The following is a 24,645-nucleotide window of genomic DNA, read 5'->3' on the forward strand; positions in this document are numbered from 1 at the left end:
CCCTTTAGCGAATTTTCAATGTACTAAGGCTGACCAAGGCAAGAACCAGAGCGACGATCCAGAATCGGACAATCAGTTTTGGCTCACTCACTCCCCCCAATTCAAAGTGGTGATGCAGGGGAGCCATTCTGAGAACTCTCTTTTTTCGAATCTTGTAAGACGCCACCTGAGCAATCACCGAAAGTGCCTCTGCAACAAAAATGCCTCCGAGGATCAGGAGCAGGAGTTCCTGCCGGGTAATGATTGCCATCATTCCAAGGGCTCCACCTAAAGCCAGGGCGCCAACATCCCCCATAAAAACAGATGCCGGATAGGCGTTGAACCATAAAAATCCCAGCGAAGCTCCGGCCATGGCACCCGCAACAATAGAAAGCTCACCCGCTCCCGGCATTCCCGGCAACTCCAGATAATGAGCAAAGACCTGATTCCCCGTAAGATAGGAGATGATCAGAAAGGACATGGAAACAACGATGACCGGACCAATTGCCAGACCATCCAGGCCATCGGTCAGATTCACGGCATTTGATGTTCCGGAAATGACTCCGATTGCAAATGGCAGAAAAAAAATCCCGAGATCAGGATTGATCGCTTTAAAAAAAGGAATGATGATGCGCGTATCAGGAGAGGTTTCCACGAACCAGATCGACAGCATCAGCCCCAGAACGGTCTGGAGCAAAAACTTTTGCCAGGCCAGAAGCCCCTTCGACTGTTTTCGGATGATCTTCAGATAGTCGTCCAGAAATCCAATGGCTCCGTTACCCAAAAGCGCCACCAGAACCATCCAGACAAACCTGTTCGAGAGATCAGCCCAAAGAAGAACCGGAATCATGATTCCTATGAGAATCAGAATCCCGCCCATCGTCGGGGTGCCCTTTTTTGAAAGATGGGATTGAGGACCATCATCCCGAACTTCTTGCCCAATCTGGAAACGAACAAGAAGACGGATCATGAAGGGACCGAAGAGGAGAACCAAGACAAGAGCTGACAGGGAAGCATATATCGTTCTGAACGTTATGTAGCGAAATAGATTGAAGGCAGAAAAATCATGATGAAAATAGTGAAGAAGATACAGCATTACAACTCCAGTCCAAGGTGAAAAAACTCCGTCTCCAGGGCGGTACCTCTGGAAGCCTTGAGAAGAACAATATCTCCCGGAGCAATAAGACGATAACGATCATCCGGATCACCTTTACCGGTAATTCGATGGAGAAGCGATGGATTCCCCCCTGACGACACAAACCCTTCCAGAAAAGATTCAAAGTGGTTGCCCTTGAACCAGATGGCTCCCCAGGGAAGACGTGCCGCTTTTTGTCCCACATATCGATGCCACGACTCTGAGTCCTCCCCCAATTCAAGCATCTCTCCGAGGATTCCCCATATTTTTCCGCCAGACCATTCTCCCCGGTGATAATTATCAACAAGGGAAAAAGCCGCTTCCATCGAAAGGGGATTCGCATTGTAGTGGTCAAGAAGATAGAGAATTCCATTTTTGGACCTTAAAGGCTGCATCCTTCCTGATCCACCCTTGTAATCTCCGATGGCCTCTGACGCTTTACAAAGATCAGTCCCGAAAACTCCACATACCCCCATGGCAAGAAGCATATCCATGGCAAGCTCCGGGGAGGGAATTTCCATCTTGATCGAAAAATCAGTGGACTCAAAACTTCCCTGCAAGAAATATCCCGACTCCCTGAGACAAAAGGACCCTTCAAGAATCGTCATCGTTCTGTGGCCGATGGATGTTTCCGCATCTTTCCCGGCCGCTGGGACACCATGACCATTCATACGGGTCAACACCAGATGGATCTTCCTTTTCTCGAGCAATGTTTGCTGCATAGGGGTCGCAAACTGTTTCCAAACATCTTCTGGCAAAATCAGGAATCCACCGTCCCGGATGGTTTCGATCAACTGGCTTTTTTCTTCCCATACACCGCGAAGCGTTCCGAGTGTCTCGAGATGTGAGGGGCCGATAGAGGTAATCACCAGACATTCCGATGAAACGACATCGCCAAAGTATCCGATATCTCCTCTTTTTCGGACACCGACCTCAATGACAGCGTATGGTTCCGAGCTCTTCCATCCCCAAATGGTCAGGGGAACCCCAATCTCGTTATTTTCATTCCCGGAACTTGCCAGGACAGGCTCCCCAGATGAAGACAAACCCAGGCGAATCAATTCTCTTGTAGTCGTTTTTCCGGCACTTCCCGTAAGAACAACCATCTTCCCGCCGTTTGCCCGTCTTTTTCGAAGAATGACTCTCGCAAGATCAAGCATGGACTTTTGCGTGTTTTTCACTAATATCTGCGGAATCATTCCGGACATCGGTCTTTCGACAAGGGCTGCAGCTGCCCCCTTCTCCATCGCTTCCTGAAGATGGAAGTGGCCGTCAAATCGTTGCCCGCAAAGAGCAAGAAAAAGGTCCCCTCTTTTAATATTGCGACTATCTGTTGACACTCCCCGGAAATCATCCGGGCAAGAGTCCACGTTATTGCACCAAGTTCCTTCGGTTGCCTCAAGAACCTCTGAAGAAGTCATCCAGACATCCTCCACTATCCGGCGACTCACAGATCGATCCCCAGAGCTTCTCTTGCAACCTCCCGATCATCGAAGTGATGTTTTATTTTTCCAAGAATCTGATAGTTTTCGTGGCCCTTACCGGCAATGACAACACTATCTCCGGGTCTGGCAATGGAAATAGCCCGGAATATCGCTCTTTTCCTGTCGGCAATACGCTCATACGGGGTTCCTGTCCCCTTGAGAGCCGGTTCAATCTCGTCAAGGATCCGCTCGGGATCCTCCGTTCTCGGATTATCTGAAGTCAGCATAACCATATCTGACAATCTTCCGGCTTTTTCACCCATCCGGGGTCTCTTCCCCCTGTCCCGATCCCCGCCGCATCCAAAAACAGTAATCACTTTTCCCTTGCATAATGGACGAACGGCGCCAAGCAAATTCTCCAGGGCATCATCGGTATGGGCATAATCGACAATCACCGATATATTCCGATCCGACCGGATGACCTCAAACCGGCCAGGAACTCCATGTTGGGCAGAGATCCCCCTGGAGATCAGATCAAGAGGAATTTCGAGCGCAATAGAGCACCCAATCACGCCCATGATATTCATCAGGTTATAGTGGCCGGTCATTGGAGATTCGATATGAAGATCACCTTTGGGGGTGCGGATCACCCCCCTGATTCCATCGATACCTATGGAAACATTTTTGGGAGAGATATCCGCATCTTGACTTTCGCCAATAATGATAGGGGTCCGTTTTTCCAAAACAAGTTCGGAGATGAGCCTTTTCCCCCAGGAGTCATCGCCATTGACAACACATATCGGATGGCTTCCATCCGGATTTTGTCTGGAGAAAAGACGTTTTTTGGCTTGATAGTAGGACTCCATGTCAGGATGATAATCCAGATGATCTCGAGTCAGGTTGGTAAAATGCACCACCGAAAAAGAAAGTCCTGAAACCCGTCCCTGATCAAGAGCATGGGATGAGACCTCCATGGACATGCCACGTAGCCCTTTCAACCAAGCCTCCCCCAACAATCGGTGCAGATCCAGAATTCCCGGAGTCGTCTGGGTGGCTTCAACAACTTCATCGCCAATATCAAAAACAACAGTGCCAATCAACCCCGTGGGGATACCAGACTGAACCATTACAGAACGGGTCAAAAAACTGGAAGTTGTCTTACCATTGGTGCCAGTCACAGCCACAACCTTCATCTTTTCCGAAGGATTCCCCCAGAAGGATGAGGCAACCCGTCCCATGGTATTGAGGAGATCATCGACAAAGACAACCGGCACGGAATGGAAAATTGCTTCGGTCAACCAGTTGGAACGAATGGATGAATCCGTTACGACGAGTCGGACTCCTGCTTTTATCGCATCCTCTAGGAACGCCCAGTTAACCCCATTTTTTCCATGCCTCAGAAAAAAAAGATCCCCCTCACAAGCTGATCGGGAATCATCTGATAGCCCCCCTATATTGTCCGGAAACATTCCCCAAGCCGGATCGGGCAGAACACTTTTGATCCATTGCCGGTCTTTGCGAACAGGATGCTCTTTCAATCTCCCTCCTTGATCTTTTTGGCCTCAGCTATGATTCGAACCGGATAGGACTCTGCTGGAGAAGCGGAGGGTGGCGGGGAAGGAATACCGAAGTGAACCAGAGCCATTTGAGCGACTTTCCTGAAAAGTGGAGCGGCCACTGTCCCTCCCCATGAAAGGGATTTTGGCTTGACAATAATGGCAAGGATCACCAGGGAAGGATCCTGCACAGGAAGAACGCCGACAAAGGAGTCTATCGTTCTCCTTCGGGTATAAGCCCTCTTCAGGGGATCATAAACCTGGGCTGTTCCGGTTTTTCCAGCCACATCATAGCCGCTGATGGAGGCATTCGCTCCTGTTCCACCCGGTGATACCACATTTTCCATCAACCCGAGGAGGGTTCTTGATGTTTTTCTGGAAATAACGTCTCGAACCAAGTGTGGCTTTCCCTTCCAGATGGTTTCTCCATCTGGAGATGTGATCGAGCTCACAAGGAATGGTTCCATAAGCTTCCCGCCATTTGCTATGGCGCTGACCGCTGTCACAAGCTGAATAGGTGTTACACCAATCTCTTGCCCCATGGATATGCTGTAAATGGAGCGATGTGACCATCGGGAAAGGGGGTGAAGGATTCCGGAAGACTCTCCCGGGTAAGGGATCCCTGTCCTGGCTCCAAATCCAAACAGACGGATATAATGGTAAAATCGGGGGGGACCAAGCCTAAGACCAACCTGGGAAATCCCGATGTTGCTGGATTTTGCCAGAATGCCCGCCAGGTTGAGGCTTTTCTGGGGCTCATCGTCGTGAAGGACGCCTCCGGGAATGTAAAAGACCCCATCATGTCCATCAAACTGCTCTCCCAGAGAGACGGCCTTCTCGTTTAAAGCGGCTGAAGCGGTCACAAGCTTAAAAATGGACCCTGGTTCATAGACCATTGAAACGGCAGGATTGATCTGGCCTGCCATTCCCTTGTTATTGGAGGCCATTGCAAGGACAGCTCCCGTTTTAGGATTCATAACGAGAACAACTCCTCCTTCCGCCTGTACCTTGTCCACTTCTTCATCAAGTGACAACTGGGCATATTTTTGCAGTTCACCATCTATTGTCAGCCGGATGACATTTCCGGACAGTTTTTCAGGGGGAACAAGATCCCTGAAAAAATAAGAACGTCCACGCGCCGAAACCTCAATGATGCGTCCTCCCGTATGGCCCGAAAGCTCCCTGTCAAACTTCCTTTCAATTCCTGAAAGTCCGGAATTATCCGTTCCGGTCGTCCCGATCAGGGTATGGAACGCTTCCCCTCCCGGGTAAAAACGCCTCTCTTCGTTCATGATATAAAGCCCAGGAATATGCAGATCCCTTATCTCCGAGGCTGTCTGGGGAAAGAGGTCATGGCGTATCCACACAAAACGGCTTTTTTTATTCAACATTGAGACGAGGCGGGAGACTGGAATACCGAGAGGTGAAGAAATCTTCTGGGCAACTTTCAGAACCGAAGAATGTTTTTTAATGACAGTTGGGTCACAAACAAGGCCAGGCAAGGACCGGTTGGAGGCCAGTACATCACCGTTTCGATCCAGAACGACACCTCGTTCTCCATGGACAAGGAGAATACGCTGATGTTCCTTCAGGGAAAGCTGGGCATAGTTCCCGCGGCCGACCGCCTGGACAAACACCAAACGAAGAGCGACTCCCAGAAAACCGAACAGGACAAATACCATTATGACCCTTGTCCTGCTCTTCATCCAGCCCCCTTTGGAACCCATCCTGTCAGAAAGGTGGTTCCAGATACCATTTGATTGTTTAAAACATTAATGCAAGTAAATAACAGAAGCAGGATTGGCAAGAACAAGATGATGGCTCCGGGCGTAGGACATAACTCGGCTTTCGGTCATCAGATCCGCCTTCTGGATTTCAAGAAGCTTTTCCTGCCTCATAAGACTTCCGATCTCGGACCGGAGTCGAATCACATCATGATCAGTGTGCACGCTAAAAATGGAAATACTCATACTGAACAGAAAAACAGCAAGGGCAAATAAAAAAAACCATAAAGCCCATCGTAGAGAGAGGACTGGACGGAGTATCTCAATCAATGGAAAAGGCCCTCATTCTGGCACTCCTGGCTCTGGGATTAGCAAGGATCTCTGCCTGATCCGGAACAACCCCCCTCTGAAAAAGGATCTGCCCACAGCCTGACTGTTTCCAATCCCGGAACAGATGCTTCACCACCCTGTCCTCTCTTGAATGAAACGAAATCACCACAATCCTTCCACCGACCGGCAGAACTTTTCTCCCCTCGGTTATCCCAAGGGTCAGGGACTCGATCTCCCGGTTGACAGCTATACGAAGGGCCATAAAAACCCTTGTTGCAGGGTGTTTACGACTTCTCCGAAAACCCTTACGGTAATAAACCGCTGACACAAAAGCTGCCAGCTCTTTTCCTGTTCTGGGCAAATGACCGCGACTTCTGGCCTCTACCATGTTCCGGGCAATCAGCCAGGCCATTGGCTCTTCTCCCAGATCAGAAAAGATCTGAACTAGCTCATCCTGACCGAGTGTTTCCAGAAGATCGAGTGCACTCGAATCAAGCGTGGGATCCATTCGCATGTCGAGAGGAGTATCGCTTGAAAAAGACATACCCAAGCTTTCATCCGTCATCTGGGAACTTGCCCATCCTGAGTCGATCAGGATTCCCCTTGGCCGGATATGATGGCTATTCGCAATCTCCGCCACCCTTCTATGATTTTCGGACACAATCAAAAACCTGCCGGGATACTCTTTTTCGTAGGTGCTCTTTCCTCTTGAAACAGCTGCTGGATCCACGTCAAATGCGAGAACATTGCCACCCCTCGCCAGAATTTCTCCGGAATGTCCTCCATGGCCAAAAGTGCCATCGACATACCATTCCCCCGGGGTGACCAAGAGAGCATCGATCGCCGGAAACAGCATGACCGGTATATGGGAGTCGCCCACTTCCCCCTCTTCACCCTGCTCCCCGAATAAACCCTCATCCATCTCTTCTGCCCTCAAGAAGACTTCCCCTCTAAAATAATCCTGTCAGGGATTGAGAAACGCTTCGGATTCTGTCTTTTCCTGTCACTTCCATCAGGCGATCCCCATTCCATATCTCAAATTTATCAAGGACTCCGACAAACCAGATATCCCGCTCAAGATGGGCAAACTCTCTTAAGGGTGCAGGAAGAAGAATCCTCCCCTGACGATCAGGAACACATTCGGTGGCAAATCCGACAACGAAACGAAGGTATGTCTTCAGATCAGGGTTCATCTGGGGAAGATTCATGATCTTTTTTTCAAGCTCGGTCCATACCGCCAACGGATAAACGGAAAGGCATTCATCAGGCTCTGCGGTCACAATCAGAGTCGAATCCCCGCCTGTTTCATCGAGAACATCCCGATAACGGCCAGGGATCGCAACACGACCCTTGTCATCCAATGCATGCTGATATCGACCACGAAAAAGACTCACCACAATCCCCCACTTTCCACCACTTGACCCCATTATAGATCTCAAAAAAAAGATGTCAACAAGGCTCTCCCCACAGATAAAATTCGATAAAAAATTTTTTCCATCGTACCTCGCTCAATTTTTCATCAGACGGAAAAAAGGACCTGAATGGCTTTCCATTGAAATTGAGGAGCCATTTAAAAGAAAGATGACAGTCCGAAGACATAATATTGATCTTCCTGTCACACGGATCTTTCAAAATATCCCCCGGGAACAATCCCGAGCCAATTGCGAGAGAAAAGGGTCCGACATCCTCCCGCCAGATTATCCGCAACGATTCCCCTACACTTCCCCAAAACACCTCCAGAACCCATCAAAAAGGACAAGGACCCGCCACTCGCAGGCGCACAGGGAAAAGGAAAGCGTCAGCAATTTTCACCCTCTCCTTGATGATCTCTCCTTCCTTCTGATAGATTGATTACAGAAAAACAATTGTCTTTCTGTTTGAATGAAATTTCCGGGGGAGCCTTACAATGCCTATTTATGAATATCGGTGCGACGAATGCCATCACACATTTTCATTGCTTCAGTCCATCAGGGTCCAGGAAGGGGAAACAGCCTGTATCCATTGCCAAAGCCACCATCTTAAAAAAATACCGTCAAGTTTCAGCAGTTCAGTCGCAGGATCCCAGATGTCCGGAATGGATTCCGGTGGCATGAGTTCACCGCCACCATCAGGGGGAGGTTCTTGCTGCGGCGGTGGTTCCTGCTGCGGGTGAGCAAGGGGATGGGAGCGACAACTTCAAACTTTTCCATTCGGAAGGCTTTCACGTCTTTTGCGTGGGGGCTGCTTCTTTTATCAGGATGTCACCTCAGCACAGAATCGCCTATTCAGATTGAGCCACAAAATGTCCAGATGATTTCCAAAAATGGCATCACATTCATTCTCGTACCACTTGGTGTCCTTGATAAAGGATCCAGGACACTGAGGGTCCACCTGAGACACAGCATTTTGGATCTCACCACCGATGACAAGAGGAATTATCGACTGAGAGGCTCGGACACTTCTGACTTTGTATTGCATCATTCAGATAAAAAATATGCGGATATTTATCCTGTCATCTGGAAGGAGTCCTGGGTGGACCGGGTGATGGCCCACAAGGATGCCGTTGTTCCGGCCGAAAACCAGAAATTCATTCCCATGCTCTATCTATACAGGGGAACACTCACAGGGCTCGCCCATATGACCCTTCATCTGGTCTACTCATACCCACAAACGGCTTCCAACGATGAGATCATTCTCGATTTACCGCAATCCCCATCCCAAAAATAAAACCACAACCAAACAAAATTCCAGCCTTGGAAACATTCCGGCCTTCTTCTGACCGACTCGCGCTGATCAAAAATCAAAAAGAGGGGATGAGCAGTTGCTCACCCCCTCCCCAATCCAAAAAAGAAATACCTTATAAAGTAGCCAATGCCTTCAGGATATCCTGATCGTCACGAGCTGTCAGAATTTCCTGAACCTTAACATAACGAACCACACCTGACTTATCGACGATCACAGTCGCGCGCTTGTTGATGTTGGCTTCTTCAATCAAGAGTCCATAATTGCGAGAAACCTCTCTCTTGATGTCAGACAGGAGGTTATGCTTGAGTTTAAGGGCATCTTTCCATGCCTTATGGCACCAGGTGCTGTCGGTGCTGATACCAAAAATCTCTGCGTTTGCATCGGAGAACCTCGGAAGATCATTTGAAAAACAGGCATTCTCATTTGTGCAAACGGGGCTCCAATCCAATGGGTAGAAGGCCAGTACGACATTCTTTTTTCCTTTGAAAGAAGAGAGGGTAACCTTGTTTTTGTCTTGATCTTCAAGGGTAAAATCAGGTGCGATATCTCCAACTTTTATTTCAGCTGCCATGCGTAAACTCCTCCAGATTGAAAGTGGTATTCATCTCAACTCCAGGCCTGGAGAACAACTCCGGGCCCTCTTATGCCACCCTCCAAGCGATCGGAGGGCCGACCCCTTCTCAGGACCGTTTCAGGACCTCAAGAACTGTCTGACCAATCATTGAAGGATTTTGAACAACAGTAACACCCATCCCTTCAAGCGTCTTCATCTTGTCTTTCGCTGTTCCCTGCCCGCCAGAAACAATGGCCCCTGCATGTCCCATACGCCTTCCAGGAGGAGCTGTCTGACCAGCTATGAAGCCGACAACAGGTTTTTTCATATGGCATTTTGCGAAGGCTGCGGCCTTTTCTTCATCTTCTCCGCCAATTTCTCCGATCATGACAATGGCTTCCGTTTCCGGATCATTTTCGAACAACGCCAGAACATCGATGAAATTCAAGCCCCTTACCGGATCTCCTCCGATCCCGACACAAGTCGACTCACCAAGACCAAGCTGAGTCAGCTGCCATACAGCCTCATAAGTCAGAGTCCCACTTCTCGAAACAACACCAACTTTTCCCCGCTTGTGGATATAGCCGGGCATAATGCCTATTTTTGCACCATCGGGTGTAATGATCCCGGGACAATTGGGGCCAATCAGGCGAATGACTGATCCTTCAGCGTTCTTCGTATCCAGAACGCGTCGGACACGGACCATATCCAGAACAGGGATACCTTCAGTAATGCAAACAATCAAAGGAATCTCTGCGGCGATCGACTCCAGAACGGCATCAGCAGCAAATGCAGGGGGCACAAAAATCAGGGAGACATCCGGAGACTCTGCCTCGACCGCTTCATGCACAGAGTTCCAAACGGGGAAACCCTCATGGGTTGTCCCGCCTTTTCCCGGGGTAACACCTCCGATAATATGAGTGCCATAGTCCCTGCATGCTCCTGCATGATAAGAGCCTTCTTTTCCGGTAATACCCTGAACAATAACCTTTGTGGAGCGGTCGACAAGAATGCTCATTTCCCCCCCTTCTTCACCGCAAGGACAATTTTTTCGGCACCTTCAAACAATTCTTCGGCAACTTCAATGGCAAGCCCGGACGTACGCAACATCTCTCGGCCTTCAGAAGCGTTTGTACCCTGAAGTCGAACAACCAGGGGAACATTGATTTTGACATCCTGAGCTGCTGCAATAATACCGCCAGCGATTCGTTCGCACCTCACAATTCCACCAAAAATATTGACAAAAATCCCCTTGACGTGAGGATCGCTCAAGATCAGCCTGAATGCCTGCTCAACAGTATCCTTGCTCGCGCCTCCTCCAACATCCAGGAAGTTCGCAGGAGATCCTCCGGCCAAGGCAATGACATCCATTGTCGCCATCGCAAGACCTGCACCATTCACCATGCAGGCAATATTTCCATCAAGCTTGACATAATTGAGATTATATTTTGAGGCCTCGATCTCGAGGGGATTTTCTTCGGCGAGATCTCTCAACACCTTTGTGACAGGCTGGCGATAGATGGCATTGTCATCAAATCCGACCTTCGCATCCAAAGCGATCAGCGTTTTTTCCGCTGTCAGAACAAGTGGGTTGATTTCAACCATACTTGCATCCTTCTCATGGAAGAATCGGACAAGATCCCCCACCAGCTTGACAAAAGCAGTCTGTGTCTCCGCAGGAAGTCCCAGAAAATAAAACAAGCGTCGCCCGATATGAGGAGAGTACCCTTCACAAGGGTCTACAGAAAGATGGAAAATCCGCTCGGGATGTTTTTGGGCCACTTCCTCGATTTCCATCCCCCCTTCAGTGCTCGCAATCAGGGTCACTCTTCGGAGATTTCGGTCAACAACCATACCAAGGTAAAACTCTTTATCGATCCGGGAGCCTTGCTCTATCCAGACCTTGCCAACCTGCCTACCCTCCGGACCAGTTTGGTGGGTCACAAGAACCTTACCGAGGAGACCGGAGACAATTTCGGGAATGTTTGAGAATTCCTTTGTGATCTTGACTCCGCCAGCCTTACCCCGACCGCCTGCATGGATTTGTGCCTTGACAGCAAAAACTTGACCACTGGCTCCCTGAAAAAGAGGGTTGGTCTTGATCATATTTTCTGCTTCAGCAACTGATTCAACCATCACACCTTTGGGGACAGGGATCTGATACTGGCCAAAAAGTTCTTTGGCTTGGTATTCATGAATATTCAAACGACGCTCCTTCCGGATGCATTGTCAATGATTAAAAACATCAAGCATTATCGCCTGATGCTTTCCGGCGATAATCCGGGAATAGCAAGGGCCCCTCGGGACGCTCTACTCCATGGAACTCAGAATCAAGCGCTGACTCAAATCGTTTAACGTGACCGAAACCGACCTCTTGCCATGAAAAAGGCTTACGAGTCATCCCTTCCTTGGCGGCAGCCAACCCCACACGATGGCCAAAGACCAAAACTTCGAGGAGAGAGTTGCCCATCAAACGATTTTTACCGTGCAAACCTCCTGCCGTTTCTCCTGCCACATAAAGATGTTTGACAGGACTGCGCCCCTCCTTGTCCCCAGAGATTCCACCGTTCTGGTAGTGGAGAGTCGGGTACACCAGGATCGGATGGGTGGAGCAGTCCACATCGTGCTTGGACATCAACTTCAGAATATTGGGGAACCGTCTGGCCACAGTCCCCTCCCCCATTTCCCTGTCAATTTCCGACAAATCGAGATAAACGCCGAAGTGCCCCGCTGGGGTTCTGACTCCCCGACCCTCCGAACACTCGCGAATAATGGCGGACGCCACGATATCTCTTGTCTCAAGTTCATTGACAAATCTTTTGCCTTCTTTATTGTAAAGTCTCGCTCCGGCACCGCGAACAGCTTCGGTAATGAGCATCCCGGCCATTTCAGAAGGGTAAATGACTCCGGTCGGATGATACTGGAAACTTTCCATATGCAAGAGAGGTGAGCCCATTCTATAGGCCATTCCAAGACCATCTCCTGTTGCCCCAAAATGATTGGAAGTAGCAAATCCACCAATGTGGAGACGACCGGTTCCGCCCGTCGCGAGGAGCACAGACTTGGCTTTCACCCATTTCAGCTTTCCGCTGTCAACATCCAGGAGGACCGCCCCTGCACATGAACCATCCGGACCTTCCAGCAGTTCAACAGCGGGACTGAACTCCCAAAGCGGAATCCCCGAATTCAAAAGATCTTCTTTCAGAACCCTGACAAGCTCAAGGCCCGTATAATCCTTTGCAGAGATCAAACGCGGACGCGTTGTTCCCCCGCCTTTTCTGAGAGCAAGACTTCCATGAGCATCCCGATCAAAAAGGACCCCCTTCTTGACCAACCATGAAATCACTTCGGGGCCTTCTTTCACCAAAACAGAAAGAAGCTCAGGATCGCCAGTAAAATGTCCCCCCCTGTAGGCATCCTTCAGATGCTGGGCTGGGCTGTCATCATCACCCAATGCAACCTGAATGCCACCTTCTGCCATTACAGTGTTGGAATCTCCGATTCGGAGTTTTGTTGCGAGAAGAACAGATGCACCCGTCTCTTTTGCAAAAAGAGCGGCAACAATCCCTGCTCCCCCCCCTCCGACGATCAGGAGATCCACTTCAATATCCGGATCGGAAGGTTTTTCAGCTACATCAGGGTGAAGCAGTCGACTTCGGGTTTCCAGAATATTGGCGATTTCTTCTGGAACGACATTGCCTTTGTTAGGACCGACCCTGAGGGTTGTTTTTCCCTCCGGGCGATAGTCGGGATAATAGCGGTCCAGAAGCTCCCTTCGCTGTTCAGAAGTGAGTGAGGGTGGTTCATCCGTGATAAAGGTTGGAAGACGATCGTACAACGGGAGGGCCGATTTCTGATCCTGACTCATTTCACCTCACATTCGGATTTTAACTTTTCCGGTGAAAGGGAGATAAGCCTGAATAATTCTGCATCAAAATCTCCGGACTCGATAGCTTCCATTCGATGGAGAAGATTATCCGGGAACTTCAGCTCCTGACTTCCGTAAGCTCTTCTTGCGTATAGCGCAATTTCATGAGGAGCCATCTCGGCTATGCAACGGGAAACACATAATCCGCACATGACGCAACTCATTGTCCCTTCCGTCACACCCTTGAAATCCCCAAAAACAGATCTCCATACAGCATCCCTTACATCAATTCCCTGCGGACAGACCTCTGTACAGGCATTACAATTTCTGCAGGTAGCCGATTCAGGATAAAGATTGAAAAGTTCTTCCTTCGTATCCGCAATGGCCTCGATCTTGTAATCAGCGCGCTGGGAAGGGAAGGATGGAATCAGGCTAAACGCCATATTTTCCTTGACAAGAGTCTGGCAAGCCAGCGCATTATGAAGATGGAAGTCCCCGGGCATTCTATATACGGCTGCACAGGCTCCGCAAACGCCACCCAGACAACCGATTCCATGGATGACTTCATGGCCGGTGTACCACATGGCCTGAATCATGGTCAGACCTTCTGGAACACTCCAGTCTTTCCCATTGATACCCACCTTGATCATTTTCGCATTATCGGGTTTCTCATACTTGAACATGGAAACTCCCCTATTTGAGGTTACTCGCTCAAGACACACCACCAGAAGCAATCTGAATGAACCAATGATCTTCTATTTTAATTCGTGTGGGGATTTTAACAGATCAGCCCTGTCATCATCAACGCCCATGCACCGACAAAAATCGTCTCATTGCGTCGATCCGGAGTTTTTTTTCCCGTTCCCTTTTCGACGAACTACTTCCAGGAGCTTCTGGAGTGCAAGAGAATGAGCGGAGAAATCGGGTCCCTCCTGGCGGGGAGGCTGATAGCGGATTGCAACAAACCGGAGCACAGCCAGAGAGAGAATCAGAACGATCAGTTCAAGAATTCTCTCAATTCCCTCACCCGAAAACCATGTCACCACAGCTTCAGATAAAAGGAGTGCCAGAACGGTATCCACAATAAAAGTCACTTTGACACGACCAAGAATAAAATAGGCCATAACCGTTCGGGAAACCTCCAGAAGGGCCAATACTAACAAGGAGTTCACCACAAGGCTTTTCAAAACCATCAAAAGACCGTTCGGAACTTGGCGGAAGGCAGCAAGAGCCGTTTCTACCGTTCCCCATATCATGGCAACCACCTGGATCAATAGAAGACTCAGGAGAACAAGCTTGATTCCCTTCACATACCATCCTGGAACCACATTATGGGTAGACGGTGGTTCATCTTCCCCTGCCCCTGTTGGCGCGGAAGAAACAGCATCGGGAATCGGTACAGTTACCTGTCCTGGAAGATCCGCATTATCCTCAATCATTGAGCTTCCTTATAGAGAAGATGGGTGATGAATGGGAAGGATCATGAAACATGAAAGGAAGAAAAAGAGCTGACCCCTTAAAGAGAGTCAGCTCTATCTTAAACCATTGGAAAAAAGGAGACATCAAGAAATCAATCCTATCCCAAAATCAGGATTTCTTGGGAACGGGTCTCACTCCTGGACCATCATATTCATAGGAGCCTTCCTCAAGACGTCTGAACGGCTTTTCCCTATTCCATTCTTCAACGATATGGGCAACAAGTCCTGGAATCCTGCCGATGATAAAGATCCCTTTCCCTGTCTTCCAGGAAAGTCCCATTTCGGAAATAACCGCTGCAATCATTCCATCGACATTCAAGGGAAGCGGTTTTTGTGACTGCGCTTCCAAGGCATCCTGGATGGCAACAGCAAACTCCACGTAACGCCCGGAAAACCCATATTCTTTAGCCAGGTCAAGAATACGGAGGGTTCTGGGATCTCGCTTGTAAAGCTTATGGCCGTATCCCGGAAAACGTTTTTTCTTTTTGGAAAAGTCTTCAACAACCTGGCGTGCATGGGCTGTCACATCCGTTACATCAGCACCCAATTGTTCCTGATAGATTTTTGCACATTGCTCAATCGCTCCGCCATGGTGGTCACCCAAAGTCAAAACCCCGGCGGCAACAGCTGCATTCAATGGATTCCCCCCGGAGTAAACCGTTCGGGCCGAAACCACTGATGGTGGACCGATCCCATGGTCAATACAAGCAACCAGCATTGCTTCCATCATTTTTCGTTCTTTTTCCGAAGGAAGTTCGCCTTTCAAAACCAGATAAATCCCCTCTGCAAAAGAAACATTTCCAATCAGATCATCTAGGGGATACCCCCGTACTACAGTTTTTCCATCCACTTGTCCTGCAACGGATGTTCTCCAGTTTTTTGTTGAGGACCCTTCAGTTCTTTCACTCATTTTTAGAAGACTCCCGAGTTAAATGAAACAATAAAAGGTTAATCAGCTTTTTTAGGGGGGATATAACAAAAAAAGGGCCTTCCCTTATGAGGAAGGCCCTTTTTCATAGCTTAGGCAGTGCGGGATTTCACATAGGACAGTGTCCCACCTGCTGCCACAATATCGAGATCGCGGCTGCTCAAGGCGTGGGTCACAGGAATGGAGATTCCCTTCGTCACATTTTTCAGTGTGAGGGGCTTTTTATCCAGATTTGCTGTTTCCAGTTCAAGGACATCTCCTGCATCAATCTTGTCATAATCAGATTCATTGACAAAAGTGAGTGGCAGGATACCGAAGTTGATCAAGTTTGCCAGATGGATCCTGGCAAATGATTTCGTAATAACACCCCTGATACCAAGATACATCGGAGCGAGTGCGGCGTGTTCACGGCTGGATCCCTGTCCGTAGTTGTTCCCGCCGATGATAAAGCCACCACCTTCTTCCTTTGCCCTTTTCGGGAAAGTCGGATCAATTGCTTCAAAAACATACTGACTGATTGCCGGCACATTTGAACGAAGGGGCAGCACCTTTGCACCCGCCGGCATAATGTGGTCGGTTGTGATGTTATCGCCAACCTTGAGAAGGGCTTTACCCTTGATTTGAGAGGCAATCCGGTCACGCGTCGGAAGAGGCTTGATATTCGGTCCTCTCATGATCTCAACATCTTTACCATCTGCCTGGGGGAAGATGAACATACGATCATCTAGGACATACTCGGATGGTATTTCGATTTGCTCGAACTTGACACCCAGATCGCGGGGATCGGTAATCACACCTGTTATGGCACAGGCTGCAGCCACTTCAGGACTGGCCAGATAAACCTTTGCATCCTTGGTACCGCTACGTCCCTCAAAATTACGGTTGAACGTACGGACGGAAACACCGCCGGATGGAGGAGCAAAACCCATCCCGATACACGGACCACAGGCACTTTCAAGAAGACGGGCTCCTGCAGTGATCATGTTCCCAAGAACACCATTTTGTGAAATCATTTCAAGTGTCTGACGGGATCCTGGAGAAAAACCAAGGCTAACCCCCGGGCTGACCATCTTCCCCTTCATCAGATGGGAAATCGTCATCAAGTCCTTGAAGGAAGAGTTTGTACATGAGCCGATCGCAACCTGAGACACAGGGATTCCCTGGATATCGCGAACCTTTACAACATTATCAGGGGAATGAGGCTGAGCAATCAAAGGTTCCAGGGTATCCAGATCAATCTCGACGGTCTCATCATACGAGGCGCCGGGATCAGCTGCATAAGCCCGATAATCCTTTTCCCGTCCTTGTGCCTTGAGATATTCCCGTGTTCTCTCATCGCTTGGAAAAATTGAAGTCGTTGCCCCAAGCTCGGCACCCATATTGGTAATAGTAGAACGCTCCGGAACAGAAAGGGAGAGGACACCTTCCCCGGTGTATTCAAAGATCCTATTGACACCGCCCTTGACGGTCAGACGGCGCAAAAGCTCAAGAATCACGTCTTTTGCCGAAACAAAAGGCTGCAAACGACCAGTCAACTTCACCTGGACAACTTTTGGCATCGAGAGGTGAAAGGCTTCGCCTCCCATTGCCAAGGCAACATCAAGACCGCCAGCACCAATGGCTATCATTCCAACGCCACCGTTGGTCGGGGTGTGGCTGTCAGAACCAAGGAGGGTCTTCCCTGGCTTACCAAATCTCTCGAGATGCACCTGATGACAGATACCATTGCCAGGACGGGAGAAAACAATTCCGTAACGGGCAGCAACAGTTTGGAGATAGCGGTGATCGTCCGCATTTTCAAAGCCTGTTTGCAACATGTTGTGGTCAACATAGGAAACAGAGAGCTCTGTCTTAACGCGATCAAGGCCGAGAGCTTCAAACTGAAGATAGGCCATTGTCCCGGTCGCATCTTGAGTGAGTGTCTGATCAATTCGTATGGCAACTTCTTTTCCGGCAACAATTTCTCCGGAAACGAGGTGTTCTTTAAAAATCTTCTGCGTCAGATTAAGCGCCATTGCTTAAACTCCTTAATGGAATTGTTACGATTGGATTGGCTATTCCTTCCGGTCATGGAAGGGGCCGATTGATTCGGCTTGGACAAAGGGGGAAAACAGGTCATCCTTCGAAAGGGATCAGAGATTTATTGCGACAAAAGGCATCATCGCCAATTCGCATCAATCATCCAAATCAGACGAAGTCCTCATCACGGCTCACACGCCGCACATGAGAAGGGAACCTGCCCGGGAATCCCGGACAGGTCAACAACTCAACAATTTAAAACTAGGGCCAAGGCCAAATCATGTGATGAGACACTACAGCATTGGTTTCAGCAGATTTCCCTAAAAATAAAATAAAAAATAGCGTACCACCCACAACGATTGCTGCCAGGACCAGATTCTTTCCCATTCCCTGAGATTGCTGTTCTGCCATTTCGAATCACCTCCTCCCGATTAATATTGAACTACCTGATTGTAGAGTAGAGAGGAGCAACATGAGCTGAGGTGCTGTCTTCAAAATCCCTGGGGACACCAAGGCTCTCGATCGCAGAAACAAGCTCATGATAATAAAAAGCAACCTTGACAGGGTGTTTTTTTCCTGCAGCATCAAGACGTTCAATCTTGTCAGTCGCCTTTCCCATTCCTCTTTCCACAATGGCCCCTGCATGACCAAAGGCAACGCCTTCAGGCATTCTTTCCTGAAATCGACCGGAAATAAAAGCCGCCACAGGCTTCTTGAATACTCCAGAGGTAATCAACTCGGCAGCCTGCTCTTCATAGGAGCCACCAGGCTCACCCAACATCACCACACCCTTGACATTTGGATCATCCTTGACTTGCATAAGGACATCCGCATAGGTGGTATTACTTATAATATCTCCTCCGATAGCCAACGCACAATAGGTGCCCCAGCCTCTTCGCTTGAACATCTCAGCCGTTGTCACCGTCAGACCACCACTCTTTGAGATGATCAGCAGACCTCCCTGACGGAATGCGACCGTTGGATCCTTACCGCCAATAGCCCCGATTCTCCCGACGGATGGCACAAAACAGCCAAGGCTTGTTCCCCCGACAATGATTGCATTGCGGCGAATTTTCTCCTGATAGATGATTTCAGAGTCGCGAATGGGAACATGCTCCGTGATAATATAGATCACCTTGATCTCTGCATCCAGACACTCCATGACAGCATCAAGGACAGATGCTGGTGGCACATAAATCAACGCAGTATTAATCTTTGGACCGATAGCGGGGTCTTTTTTTGCCTGAAACAAAGTGTCAAAAACGGGAACAGCAAGCTCTGTCGAGCCGCCCTTACCAGGTGTCACGCCAGCTTTGATGATTCCGGGATAAAGAGCTTCAGACTCCTTGATCACCTGAGACGCTTCCCTTCCGGTCGCTCCGATCACGATGATTCCAGTATTTTCATTGAGATAAACAGGGCCCTTCAAACGTTCCTCCTTAGACAAAACTGTCCAATAAGTCCGGGAAAATCCTATAGTGGATTATACAATTTGCTCTGGCTGATAATTGACATGCTTGATCAAAAGCTCTTTCAGTCGAAGAGGTGCTTCCGTGATGGGAAGCTGGGAATCATAGATATCCCCCTTTATGCCGTTGCGAACAAAACACTCATGCAACATTTTCAAACCCTTCACATATTCCGGACCACTTCGACGAACAACCCAAATCAGATCCTTGTTCAACACACCTTCGGCATTCATGTCATCAAGAGCCTTGGCAAGACCTTCCCCAAGAGTGACGTCGATTCTGGTATTACTGGCCGTTCCTCCACAAACCAGAACAGCCTTCAGTCCCGGCTTTGATAGAATGATACGGGCGATCTTGTACATTTTTTCAGCGGGTGGGTTACCACCAATATCGGTCAGGTTTGCCACGCGAAGGCCGGCTTCGATCGCTGTCTCTGCAGTCACAGTGCTACCGCCACCGCCAAATGTCATCAGAGCAACATCCCCGTCGAGCTCAACATAAGAACCGGCCTTACCCCGATGATCCCCCTGATCGATCAGGATGGCATCCTGCTCTCTCTGGGAAAGGGGACGACCCATGTCACCACGGGCAGAAAAACGAACGGATGGTGGGACTGCTGCATCATCGTCCAAGAGGACAACGGCATCAGCGGCGACCAGTTTTTTCTTGTCTCCGACCTTGGCAACAACGAGCGGATTAATCTCCAGAAGTCGGCACTCCGTTTCCCAGAATGCTTTATAAACATTGACAATGACTTCAGAAAGGGGACGAAGCATCTCTGGATCAGAAAATCCGATTCCAACCAAAAACTTTCTGATCTGGTACGGATAGACAGAACGGACATCTCCAACAATATAAGTATGGATCAGCTTGTGATCGATCTCCTCGACCTCCATTCCGCCATGCTCACTAAATGTAATGGCAGGAGCACGATCCTTGGTCGAATAGGTAACGCTCAAATAATATTCTTTCTGGATGTCCAGTTTTTCACAGACAATCGCTCCGACAGATTTCTCACCATAGACATCACGAGTTGCAAGATCCTTGAATACCTCTACTGCCTTTGATTTGTCGGTGACAACTTTTACCGCTCCGGCCTTCCCCCTCTTCCCGACAAGAACCATCGATTTAATAACGACCGCTGGCTGCTTTTCGATAAATTCACGGACTTTCTCTGTTGGCTCAGTAGCAAAAACAAACTTTGGCGCAGGAATCTGAAATTTCTTATAGATAGATTCGAGTGCCTCATGCTCATAAAGTTTCATGCAGAACGGCTCCTTGGGGGCTAAACGGATCCAGATTGTTTGATGGATGAAATTTCATTCCAGAATTGGAAAATACGGGCATCCTACATTAATCTTTTCCATTCAGTCAATCAGTTGGCAATTTCATCCTTATTCAAGCCGATTGACAAATTCCTTTCCCTTGCCTAGAATCATTTGGCTTTTCAATTCACAGCACACTCACGTCCCCATCGTCTAGTTAGGCCTAGGACATCGCCCTTTCACGGCGGTAACACCGGTTCAAATCCGGTTGGGGACGCCATCCGTTTCCGTACAACCAATCTCTCCCCAAAAAAACCACAGGACATCTCTTCAATATCCCTGCCCATTAATCATGACTGATGGAATCTAGGCAATACACCATATCAGATGTTACACTCCAAAAAAACGTACATGTTCCTTGGAGATCAGAAAAATGATCAATGCCAAACTTTCCGTTGCACCAAGCGTTGACGAGATTGCCGCCAAACTGGAAACACTGACTTGCGATCGATGTGATATGGGCAATCTTCTCCCTTTTGACTTTACCTTCGCTTTCCAGCCAATTGTGGATATCAATACAAGAACAACTCATTCCTATGAAGCACTGATTCGCGGAATTCATGGTGAAGGAGCCCAGACAATCCTATCCCGAGTTGACTGGGAGACCCGATTCCGATTTGACCAGCTTTGCCGGGCAAAAGTCATAACACTCGCGAGCCAGCTTGGAGTCGATACCTTTCTCAATATCAATTTTCTTGTCAATGCCGTCTATAACCCTGACCACTGCATCCAGCTCACCCTTGAAGTCGCCCGAAAAATGAACTTTCCTGTGGAGAAGATTATCCTTGAAACAACAGAGGAAGAAAAAATAGAAGACCCCAATTTTCTCCGGAAGGTTCTCGATGGCTACCGAAAGCACGGCCTTTTGATTGCTATCGACGATTTTGGAGAGGGTTATTCCAGCCTGAACCTTCTGGCCCAGTTGCGACCGGAGTATCTGAAGCTTGACCGACTGCTGATCTCGGAAATTCAGAATGACAAAACCAAGGCAATCATCGTCGAAGCAATTGTCAAACTCTGCCAGACTCTTTCAGTCAAGGTGATTGGAGAGGGTGTGGAAACCGTTGAAGAAGCAAGGATTCTGAGAGATATGGGCGTCTATCTCTTTCAAGGATATTTTTTCGCTCGACCTGGCTTCGAAATGCTTCCTCCTGTTTCAAACTGGACTTTCTGAACACCCGCAGGAACAGTTATCCGGAGCTATCTGACCAATCGACGTCGACACAAAAAACAACAGCGTCAGAAGAGCTTTCAAATGCGAGGGAAACAGTCCGGCAAAGATGTGCCCCTGTCAGGGAGAGATAGGGTGGAGAAATCTGGGGCACCCCCTTGTGGCTGATTGCGCTTTGAAAATACCCTCTCCGAGCCCAGTTTGCTCCTTTGGCATCCTGAATCGGATCGAAACGGCTATCGCAAAAGTTCTGGACATCTCTCAGGGTTATGGTCTCTCCCAGTTGAAATCCCTGTCCATCAAGCATATAGAATCGAATGACTCCAAAAGCGCTGAAGGTGTCAAAGACATCGGCTTCCAACACTTCCGAATGACTTGTTGAAGGCATTTTGCCAGCAAATGACAGAAGGGATTCCGCAATATTTAAAACCGAAGCTTCGCTCTTATTGTTTCGCATGGAAAGGAGAAGCGTTTCATCCATTCTCTTGTCCGACAACGGGGTTATTCTGGAAAAAACCGGACCCGGTCTTGCAAAATAAAACCCCTGCACGAAATCCGCTTCTGTCTCAAACACCACCCTAGCTTCCTCTTCTGTCTCAACACCCTCCAGAACAACAAGCGACCCGGACTCGCGAAGAAGAGAAACGATGCCCGGAAGCAGCCGTCGAATCCTTTTATTTTCTGCAGCGCCCCGGATCATCGATCGATCCACTTTCACAAGGTCCGGCTTGAACGACCAGATCCGGTCAAAATTGGAATGTCCCGCACCGAAATCGTCAATCGCCAATAGGCATCCTATCTGCCGATAATACTCACCGGCCTCCGACAAGAGTTTTTCATCATCGATTCCACTTTCGAGAATCTCGACAACCACCTGAGAGGGAAGAACAGAAAAGTGAGAAAGAATATCTTCAAAAAAACTGCCATATTCACGACCTGCAACCGCCGCATAGGGATCCAGATTTAAAAAAAGCCATTGCTTTTCTTTCGGGCGAAGAGAAAGATTGGCCAGATGCAGTGACCTTAGGAGGCGGTCCAGAAAGACCCTATCTCCTCCGTTTTTCCCGGGTAAAGAGAGAATCTCCATCGCAGAGACCGTACGCCCATCCGGGGCGATGCCTCTTACAAGAGCCTCGGATCCACCTGTGCGACAATGGAACAAACTAAAGATTGGCTGAAAAACACTTTCGAGAATGTATCCACCAAAATGCCCAACAAAATGATCTTCCCTGCGCTCAAGTCGTGAAAGGATTTCCTTAAAATGAGTGCTTCGCACTTTTACTCCTTGCGCAGACAATATTCAGAATGAACAGACTCCATAAAAATCAATTCTTGTTCATTCTGCACTAGTTTGGATCTTCGAACAAGGAAGAAGAAAATCGATGGAGCCTACAGACAAGACAAAAAGAGATTTCAATACGATAAATAAAATAATATTATCGTAAAAATCAATTTGAAGGAGAAGGAATGGCTTCCAAATTATTCGCGCAATTCTATGACCGGATGATCCGCAGGATGGAAAGGACCTACTTTTCTCCTGTCAGAGAATCCCTCATGCCAAACATCGAAGGAGATCTTCTCGAAATCGGATCCGGAACCGGGGCCAACATCCACTATCTTCCCCCAAAAGGACGGAAAGTCTTTCTGGAATATAATCCATGGATGCTCCGGGAATCTCTTAAAAAATCCCTAAAAGAACTTGGAGATCCAGTTATTGGATCTGGATCCGAACTTCCTTTCAGGGAAGGCTCCTTCGATACTGTACTGATCACACTTGTTCTTTGTTCTGTGGGAAACTTACCGAAGACTGTCGAAGAGATCGATAGGGTCCTGAAACCTGGGGGAAAGGTTCTGGTGCTTGAACATGTTGTCAGTGAAAAAGGATGGATGGCAACCATTCAAAGGGCCATCACACCCATCTGGAGACACCTCGCTGACGGTTGCCACCTTGACCGGGATATCGACAGAGAGCTTCAAATCTTTTTTGGCTTAAGAGAGCAGCACCGGTTCCTGATCCAGAACACACCCTTCATTTACGGAGTCTACGAAAAAATCAGAAAGCCAGAAACTTGAGAAAACGGTCAAGATTCAAGTTGCTTTCGAATGGCTTTGAGCTCCCGGACACGATCCGCTCCCACCTCCGGAGTTTTCATGTCGAGACCCTTCATGGTTTCAAGAATGATACCGGAGATCAATAGCCGGGCATTTTTTTTGTCATCGGCGGGAATCACATACCATGGTGCATGATCAAGGCTGGTATGGGAGAGACACTCTTCATACGCCTGCATGTACTTTCCCCAGAACTTCCGTTCTGTCATATCCGCTTCTGAAAACTTCCAGTTTTTGGCCGGGTTGTCAATGCGCTCAATAAATCGTTTTTTTTGTTCCTCCTCCGAAAGATGGAGAAAAAATTTGATGACTCTTGTCCCATTTCTGGTGAGATGCTTTTCAAGCTCCCGAATGGACTGATAACGATATGCCCAGATGCTGTTTTCATCTTTGGGAAGGTCAGAAAGCCCCTGGGCTTTCAGGATCTCCGGGTGAACCCTGACAATCAGGACCTCTTCATAATAGGAGCGGTTAAAAATTCCAATTCTTCCCCTTTCCGGGAGACATCTTGATGTCCGCCAGAGAAAATCGTGCTCAAGCTCTTCAGCGCTGGGGTGTTTAAAACTGTATACCTGACACCCCTGAGGATTGACACCAGACATTACATGGGAAATCGCTCCATCTTTTCCAGCTGCGTCCATCGCCTGAAAAATCAACAGGAGAGAGTGGCTGTTTGAGGCATAAAGGAGATATTGTTGACTTGAAAGCTCCGCTATATGCTTGGACAAAAGCTTTTCGTACTGACTTTTTGACTTATACAGGGGCTCTGTCCGGGTTGGATACTGAGCCAGGTCGACCCGGGATCCTTCTTTGACCTGGAATTGGGCAAACCGTTTTTTCACCAGCACCACCT

The 24,645-nt window shown here is 48.6% G+C and carries 24 protein-coding genes and 1 tRNA gene; 5 read left to right on the plus strand and 20 right to left on the minus strand.

The annotated features are described in order from the left end of the window. Window positions 1–4: 4 nt before the first annotated feature. The 7 genes from mraY to mraZ all read right to left on the minus strand — a co-directional run bounded on the left by mraY (window position 5) and on the right by mraZ (window position 7,542). Entirely contained in the window at window positions 5–1,075 is a 1,071-nt protein-coding gene (gene mraY / locus LFE_RS09235; RefSeq protein ID WP_014449953.1) for a phospho-N-acetylmuramoyl-pentapeptide-transferase, read from the minus strand. Next, window positions 1,075–2,535, minus strand: a complete 1,461-nt coding sequence (locus tag LFE_RS09240) for a UDP-N-acetylmuramoyl-tripeptide--D-alanyl-D-alanine ligase (protein WP_014449954.1) — start codon at window positions 2,533–2,535, stop codon at window positions 1,075–1,077. The genes mraY and LFE_RS09240 overlap by 1 nt, the downstream gene beginning before the upstream one ends. Before the next feature lie 26 nt (window positions 2,536–2,561). After that, complete coding sequence (locus tag LFE_RS09245; RefSeq protein ID WP_014449955.1) at window positions 2,562–4,076, minus strand: UDP-N-acetylmuramoyl-L-alanyl-D-glutamate--2,6-diaminopimelate ligase; 1,515 nt, start codon at window positions 4,074–4,076, stop codon at window positions 2,562–2,564. After that, window positions 4,073–5,800, minus strand: coding sequence for a peptidoglycan D,D-transpeptidase FtsI family protein (locus tag LFE_RS09250; RefSeq protein WP_148272614.1), 1,728 nt, complete (start codon window positions 5,798–5,800; stop codon window positions 4,073–4,075). The genes LFE_RS09245 and LFE_RS09250 overlap by 4 nt, the downstream gene beginning before the upstream one ends. Before the next feature lie 66 nt (window positions 5,801–5,866). Continuing rightward, on the minus strand, window positions 5,867–5,992 hold the full coding sequence (locus LFE_RS14550; RefSeq protein ID WP_269763939.1) for a hypothetical protein: 126 nt from the start codon (window positions 5,990–5,992) through the stop codon (window positions 5,867–5,869). A gap of 148 nt (window positions 5,993–6,140) precedes the next feature. Continuing rightward, the gene (rsmH, locus tag LFE_RS09260; protein ID WP_014449958.1) at window positions 6,141–7,085 is read right to left on the minus strand and encodes a 16S rRNA (cytosine(1402)-N(4))-methyltransferase RsmH; all 945 of its coding nucleotides are present in this window, start codon (window positions 7,083–7,085) and stop codon (window positions 6,141–6,143) included. A gap of 13 nt (window positions 7,086–7,098) precedes the next feature. Further along, window positions 7,099–7,542, minus strand: a complete 444-nt coding sequence (gene mraZ, locus LFE_RS09265; RefSeq protein ID WP_014449959.1) for a division/cell wall cluster transcriptional repressor MraZ — start codon at window positions 7,540–7,542, stop codon at window positions 7,099–7,101. Window positions 7,543–8,054: 512 nt separating this feature from the next. Between mraZ and LFE_RS14740 the strand changes: the two genes are divergently transcribed. Together LFE_RS14740 and LFE_RS09275 are read left to right on the plus strand one after the other, a co-directional pair. Next, on the plus strand, window positions 8,055–8,300 hold the full coding sequence (locus tag LFE_RS14740) for an FmdB family zinc ribbon protein (protein ID WP_081495409.1): 246 nt from the start codon (window positions 8,055–8,057) through the stop codon (window positions 8,298–8,300). Further along, window positions 8,270–8,854, plus strand: a complete 585-nt coding sequence (locus tag LFE_RS09275; protein ID WP_014449960.1) for a hypothetical protein — start codon at window positions 8,270–8,272, stop codon at window positions 8,852–8,854. The genes LFE_RS14740 and LFE_RS09275 overlap by 31 nt, the downstream gene beginning before the upstream one ends. A 130-nt stretch (window positions 8,855–8,984) precedes the next feature. Here LFE_RS09275 and LFE_RS09280 read toward each other — a convergent pair whose 3' ends face one another. The 11 genes from LFE_RS09280 to LFE_RS09325 all read right to left on the minus strand — a co-directional run bounded on the left by LFE_RS09280 (window position 8,985) and on the right by LFE_RS09325 (window position 20,452). Continuing rightward, the gene (locus tag LFE_RS09280; RefSeq protein WP_014449961.1) at window positions 8,985–9,443 is read right to left on the minus strand and encodes a peroxiredoxin; all 459 of its coding nucleotides are present in this window, start codon (window positions 9,441–9,443) and stop codon (window positions 8,985–8,987) included. Window positions 9,444–9,552: 109 nt separating this feature from the next. Next, window positions 9,553–10,443 (minus strand): succinate--CoA ligase subunit alpha, encoded by an 891-nt coding sequence (sucD, locus tag LFE_RS09285; RefSeq protein ID WP_014449962.1) that lies wholly within the window; start codon window positions 10,441–10,443, stop codon window positions 9,553–9,555. Further along, on the minus strand, window positions 10,440–11,630 hold the full coding sequence (gene sucC, locus LFE_RS09290) for an ADP-forming succinate--CoA ligase subunit beta (RefSeq protein WP_014449963.1): 1,191 nt from the start codon (window positions 11,628–11,630) through the stop codon (window positions 10,440–10,442). The genes sucD and sucC overlap by 4 nt, the downstream gene beginning before the upstream one ends. Before the next feature lie 40 nt (window positions 11,631–11,670). After that, window positions 11,671–13,293: an FAD-binding protein gene (locus LFE_RS09295; RefSeq protein ID WP_014449964.1), complete on the minus strand. Its 1,623-nt coding sequence runs from the start codon at window positions 13,291–13,293 to the stop codon at window positions 11,671–11,673. Further along, complete coding sequence (locus LFE_RS09300) at window positions 13,290–13,976, minus strand: 4Fe-4S dicluster domain-containing protein (protein ID WP_014449965.1); 687 nt, start codon at window positions 13,974–13,976, stop codon at window positions 13,290–13,292. The genes LFE_RS09295 and LFE_RS09300 overlap by 4 nt, the downstream gene beginning before the upstream one ends. A 147-nt stretch (window positions 13,977–14,123) precedes the next feature. After that, window positions 14,124–14,732, minus strand: a complete 609-nt coding sequence (locus LFE_RS13205; RefSeq protein WP_014449966.1) for a phosphate-starvation-inducible PsiE family protein — start codon at window positions 14,730–14,732, stop codon at window positions 14,124–14,126. Between the two features lie 148 nt (window positions 14,733–14,880). Then, on the minus strand, window positions 14,881–15,681 hold the full coding sequence (locus LFE_RS09310) for a citryl-CoA lyase (protein WP_014449967.1): 801 nt from the start codon (window positions 15,679–15,681) through the stop codon (window positions 14,881–14,883). Window positions 15,682–15,791: 110 nt separating this feature from the next. Continuing rightward, on the minus strand, window positions 15,792–17,714 hold the full coding sequence (locus LFE_RS09315; protein ID WP_014449968.1) for an aconitate hydratase: 1,923 nt from the start codon (window positions 17,712–17,714) through the stop codon (window positions 15,792–15,794). Between the two features lie 265 nt (window positions 17,715–17,979). Beyond that, window positions 17,980–18,129: a hypothetical protein gene (locus LFE_RS14155; protein ID WP_014449969.1), complete on the minus strand. Its 150-nt coding sequence runs from the start codon at window positions 18,127–18,129 to the stop codon at window positions 17,980–17,982. Between the two features lie 31 nt (window positions 18,130–18,160). Continuing rightward, complete coding sequence (locus tag LFE_RS09320; protein ID WP_014449970.1) at window positions 18,161–19,147, minus strand: succinate--CoA ligase subunit alpha; 987 nt, start codon at window positions 19,145–19,147, stop codon at window positions 18,161–18,163. A 54-nt stretch (window positions 19,148–19,201) separates the two neighbouring features. Next, window positions 19,202–20,452 (minus strand): ATP-grasp domain-containing protein, encoded by a 1,251-nt coding sequence (locus LFE_RS09325; protein ID WP_014449971.1) that lies wholly within the window; start codon window positions 20,450–20,452, stop codon window positions 19,202–19,204. Window positions 20,453–20,654: 202 nt separating this feature from the next. Between LFE_RS09325 and LFE_RS09330 the strand changes: the two genes are divergently transcribed. Next, window positions 20,655–20,732, plus strand: a tRNA-Glu gene (locus LFE_RS09330). 153 nt (window positions 20,733–20,885) lie between these two features. Next, a complete protein-coding gene (locus tag LFE_RS09335; RefSeq protein WP_014449972.1) occupies window positions 20,886–21,686 on the plus strand; it encodes an EAL domain-containing protein in 801 nt (266 codons plus the stop codon). Between the two features lie 16 nt (window positions 21,687–21,702). Here the strand turns inward: LFE_RS09335 and LFE_RS09340 are convergent, their stop codons facing one another. After that, the gene (locus tag LFE_RS09340) at window positions 21,703–22,959 is read right to left on the minus strand and encodes an EAL domain-containing protein (protein WP_014449973.1); all 1,257 of its coding nucleotides are present in this window, start codon (window positions 22,957–22,959) and stop codon (window positions 21,703–21,705) included. 191 nt (window positions 22,960–23,150) lie between these two features. Between LFE_RS09340 and LFE_RS09345 the strand changes: the two genes are divergently transcribed. Further along, on the plus strand, window positions 23,151–23,756 hold the full coding sequence (locus LFE_RS09345) for a class I SAM-dependent methyltransferase (RefSeq protein ID WP_014449974.1): 606 nt from the start codon (window positions 23,151–23,153) through the stop codon (window positions 23,754–23,756). Between the two features lie 8 nt (window positions 23,757–23,764). On the opposite strand, the gene LFE_RS09350 is transcribed toward LFE_RS09345, so the two are convergent. Further along, entirely contained in the window at window positions 23,765–24,634 is an 870-nt protein-coding gene (locus tag LFE_RS09350) for an ADP-polyphosphate phosphotransferase (protein WP_014449975.1), read from the minus strand. Window positions 24,635–24,645 lie beyond the last annotated feature (11 nt).

It is taken from the genome of Leptospirillum ferrooxidans C2-3 (genome assembly GCF_000284315.1).
GTDB classification, from domain to species: domain Bacteria; phylum Nitrospirota; class Leptospirillia; order Leptospirillales; family Leptospirillaceae; genus Leptospirillum; species Leptospirillum ferrooxidans.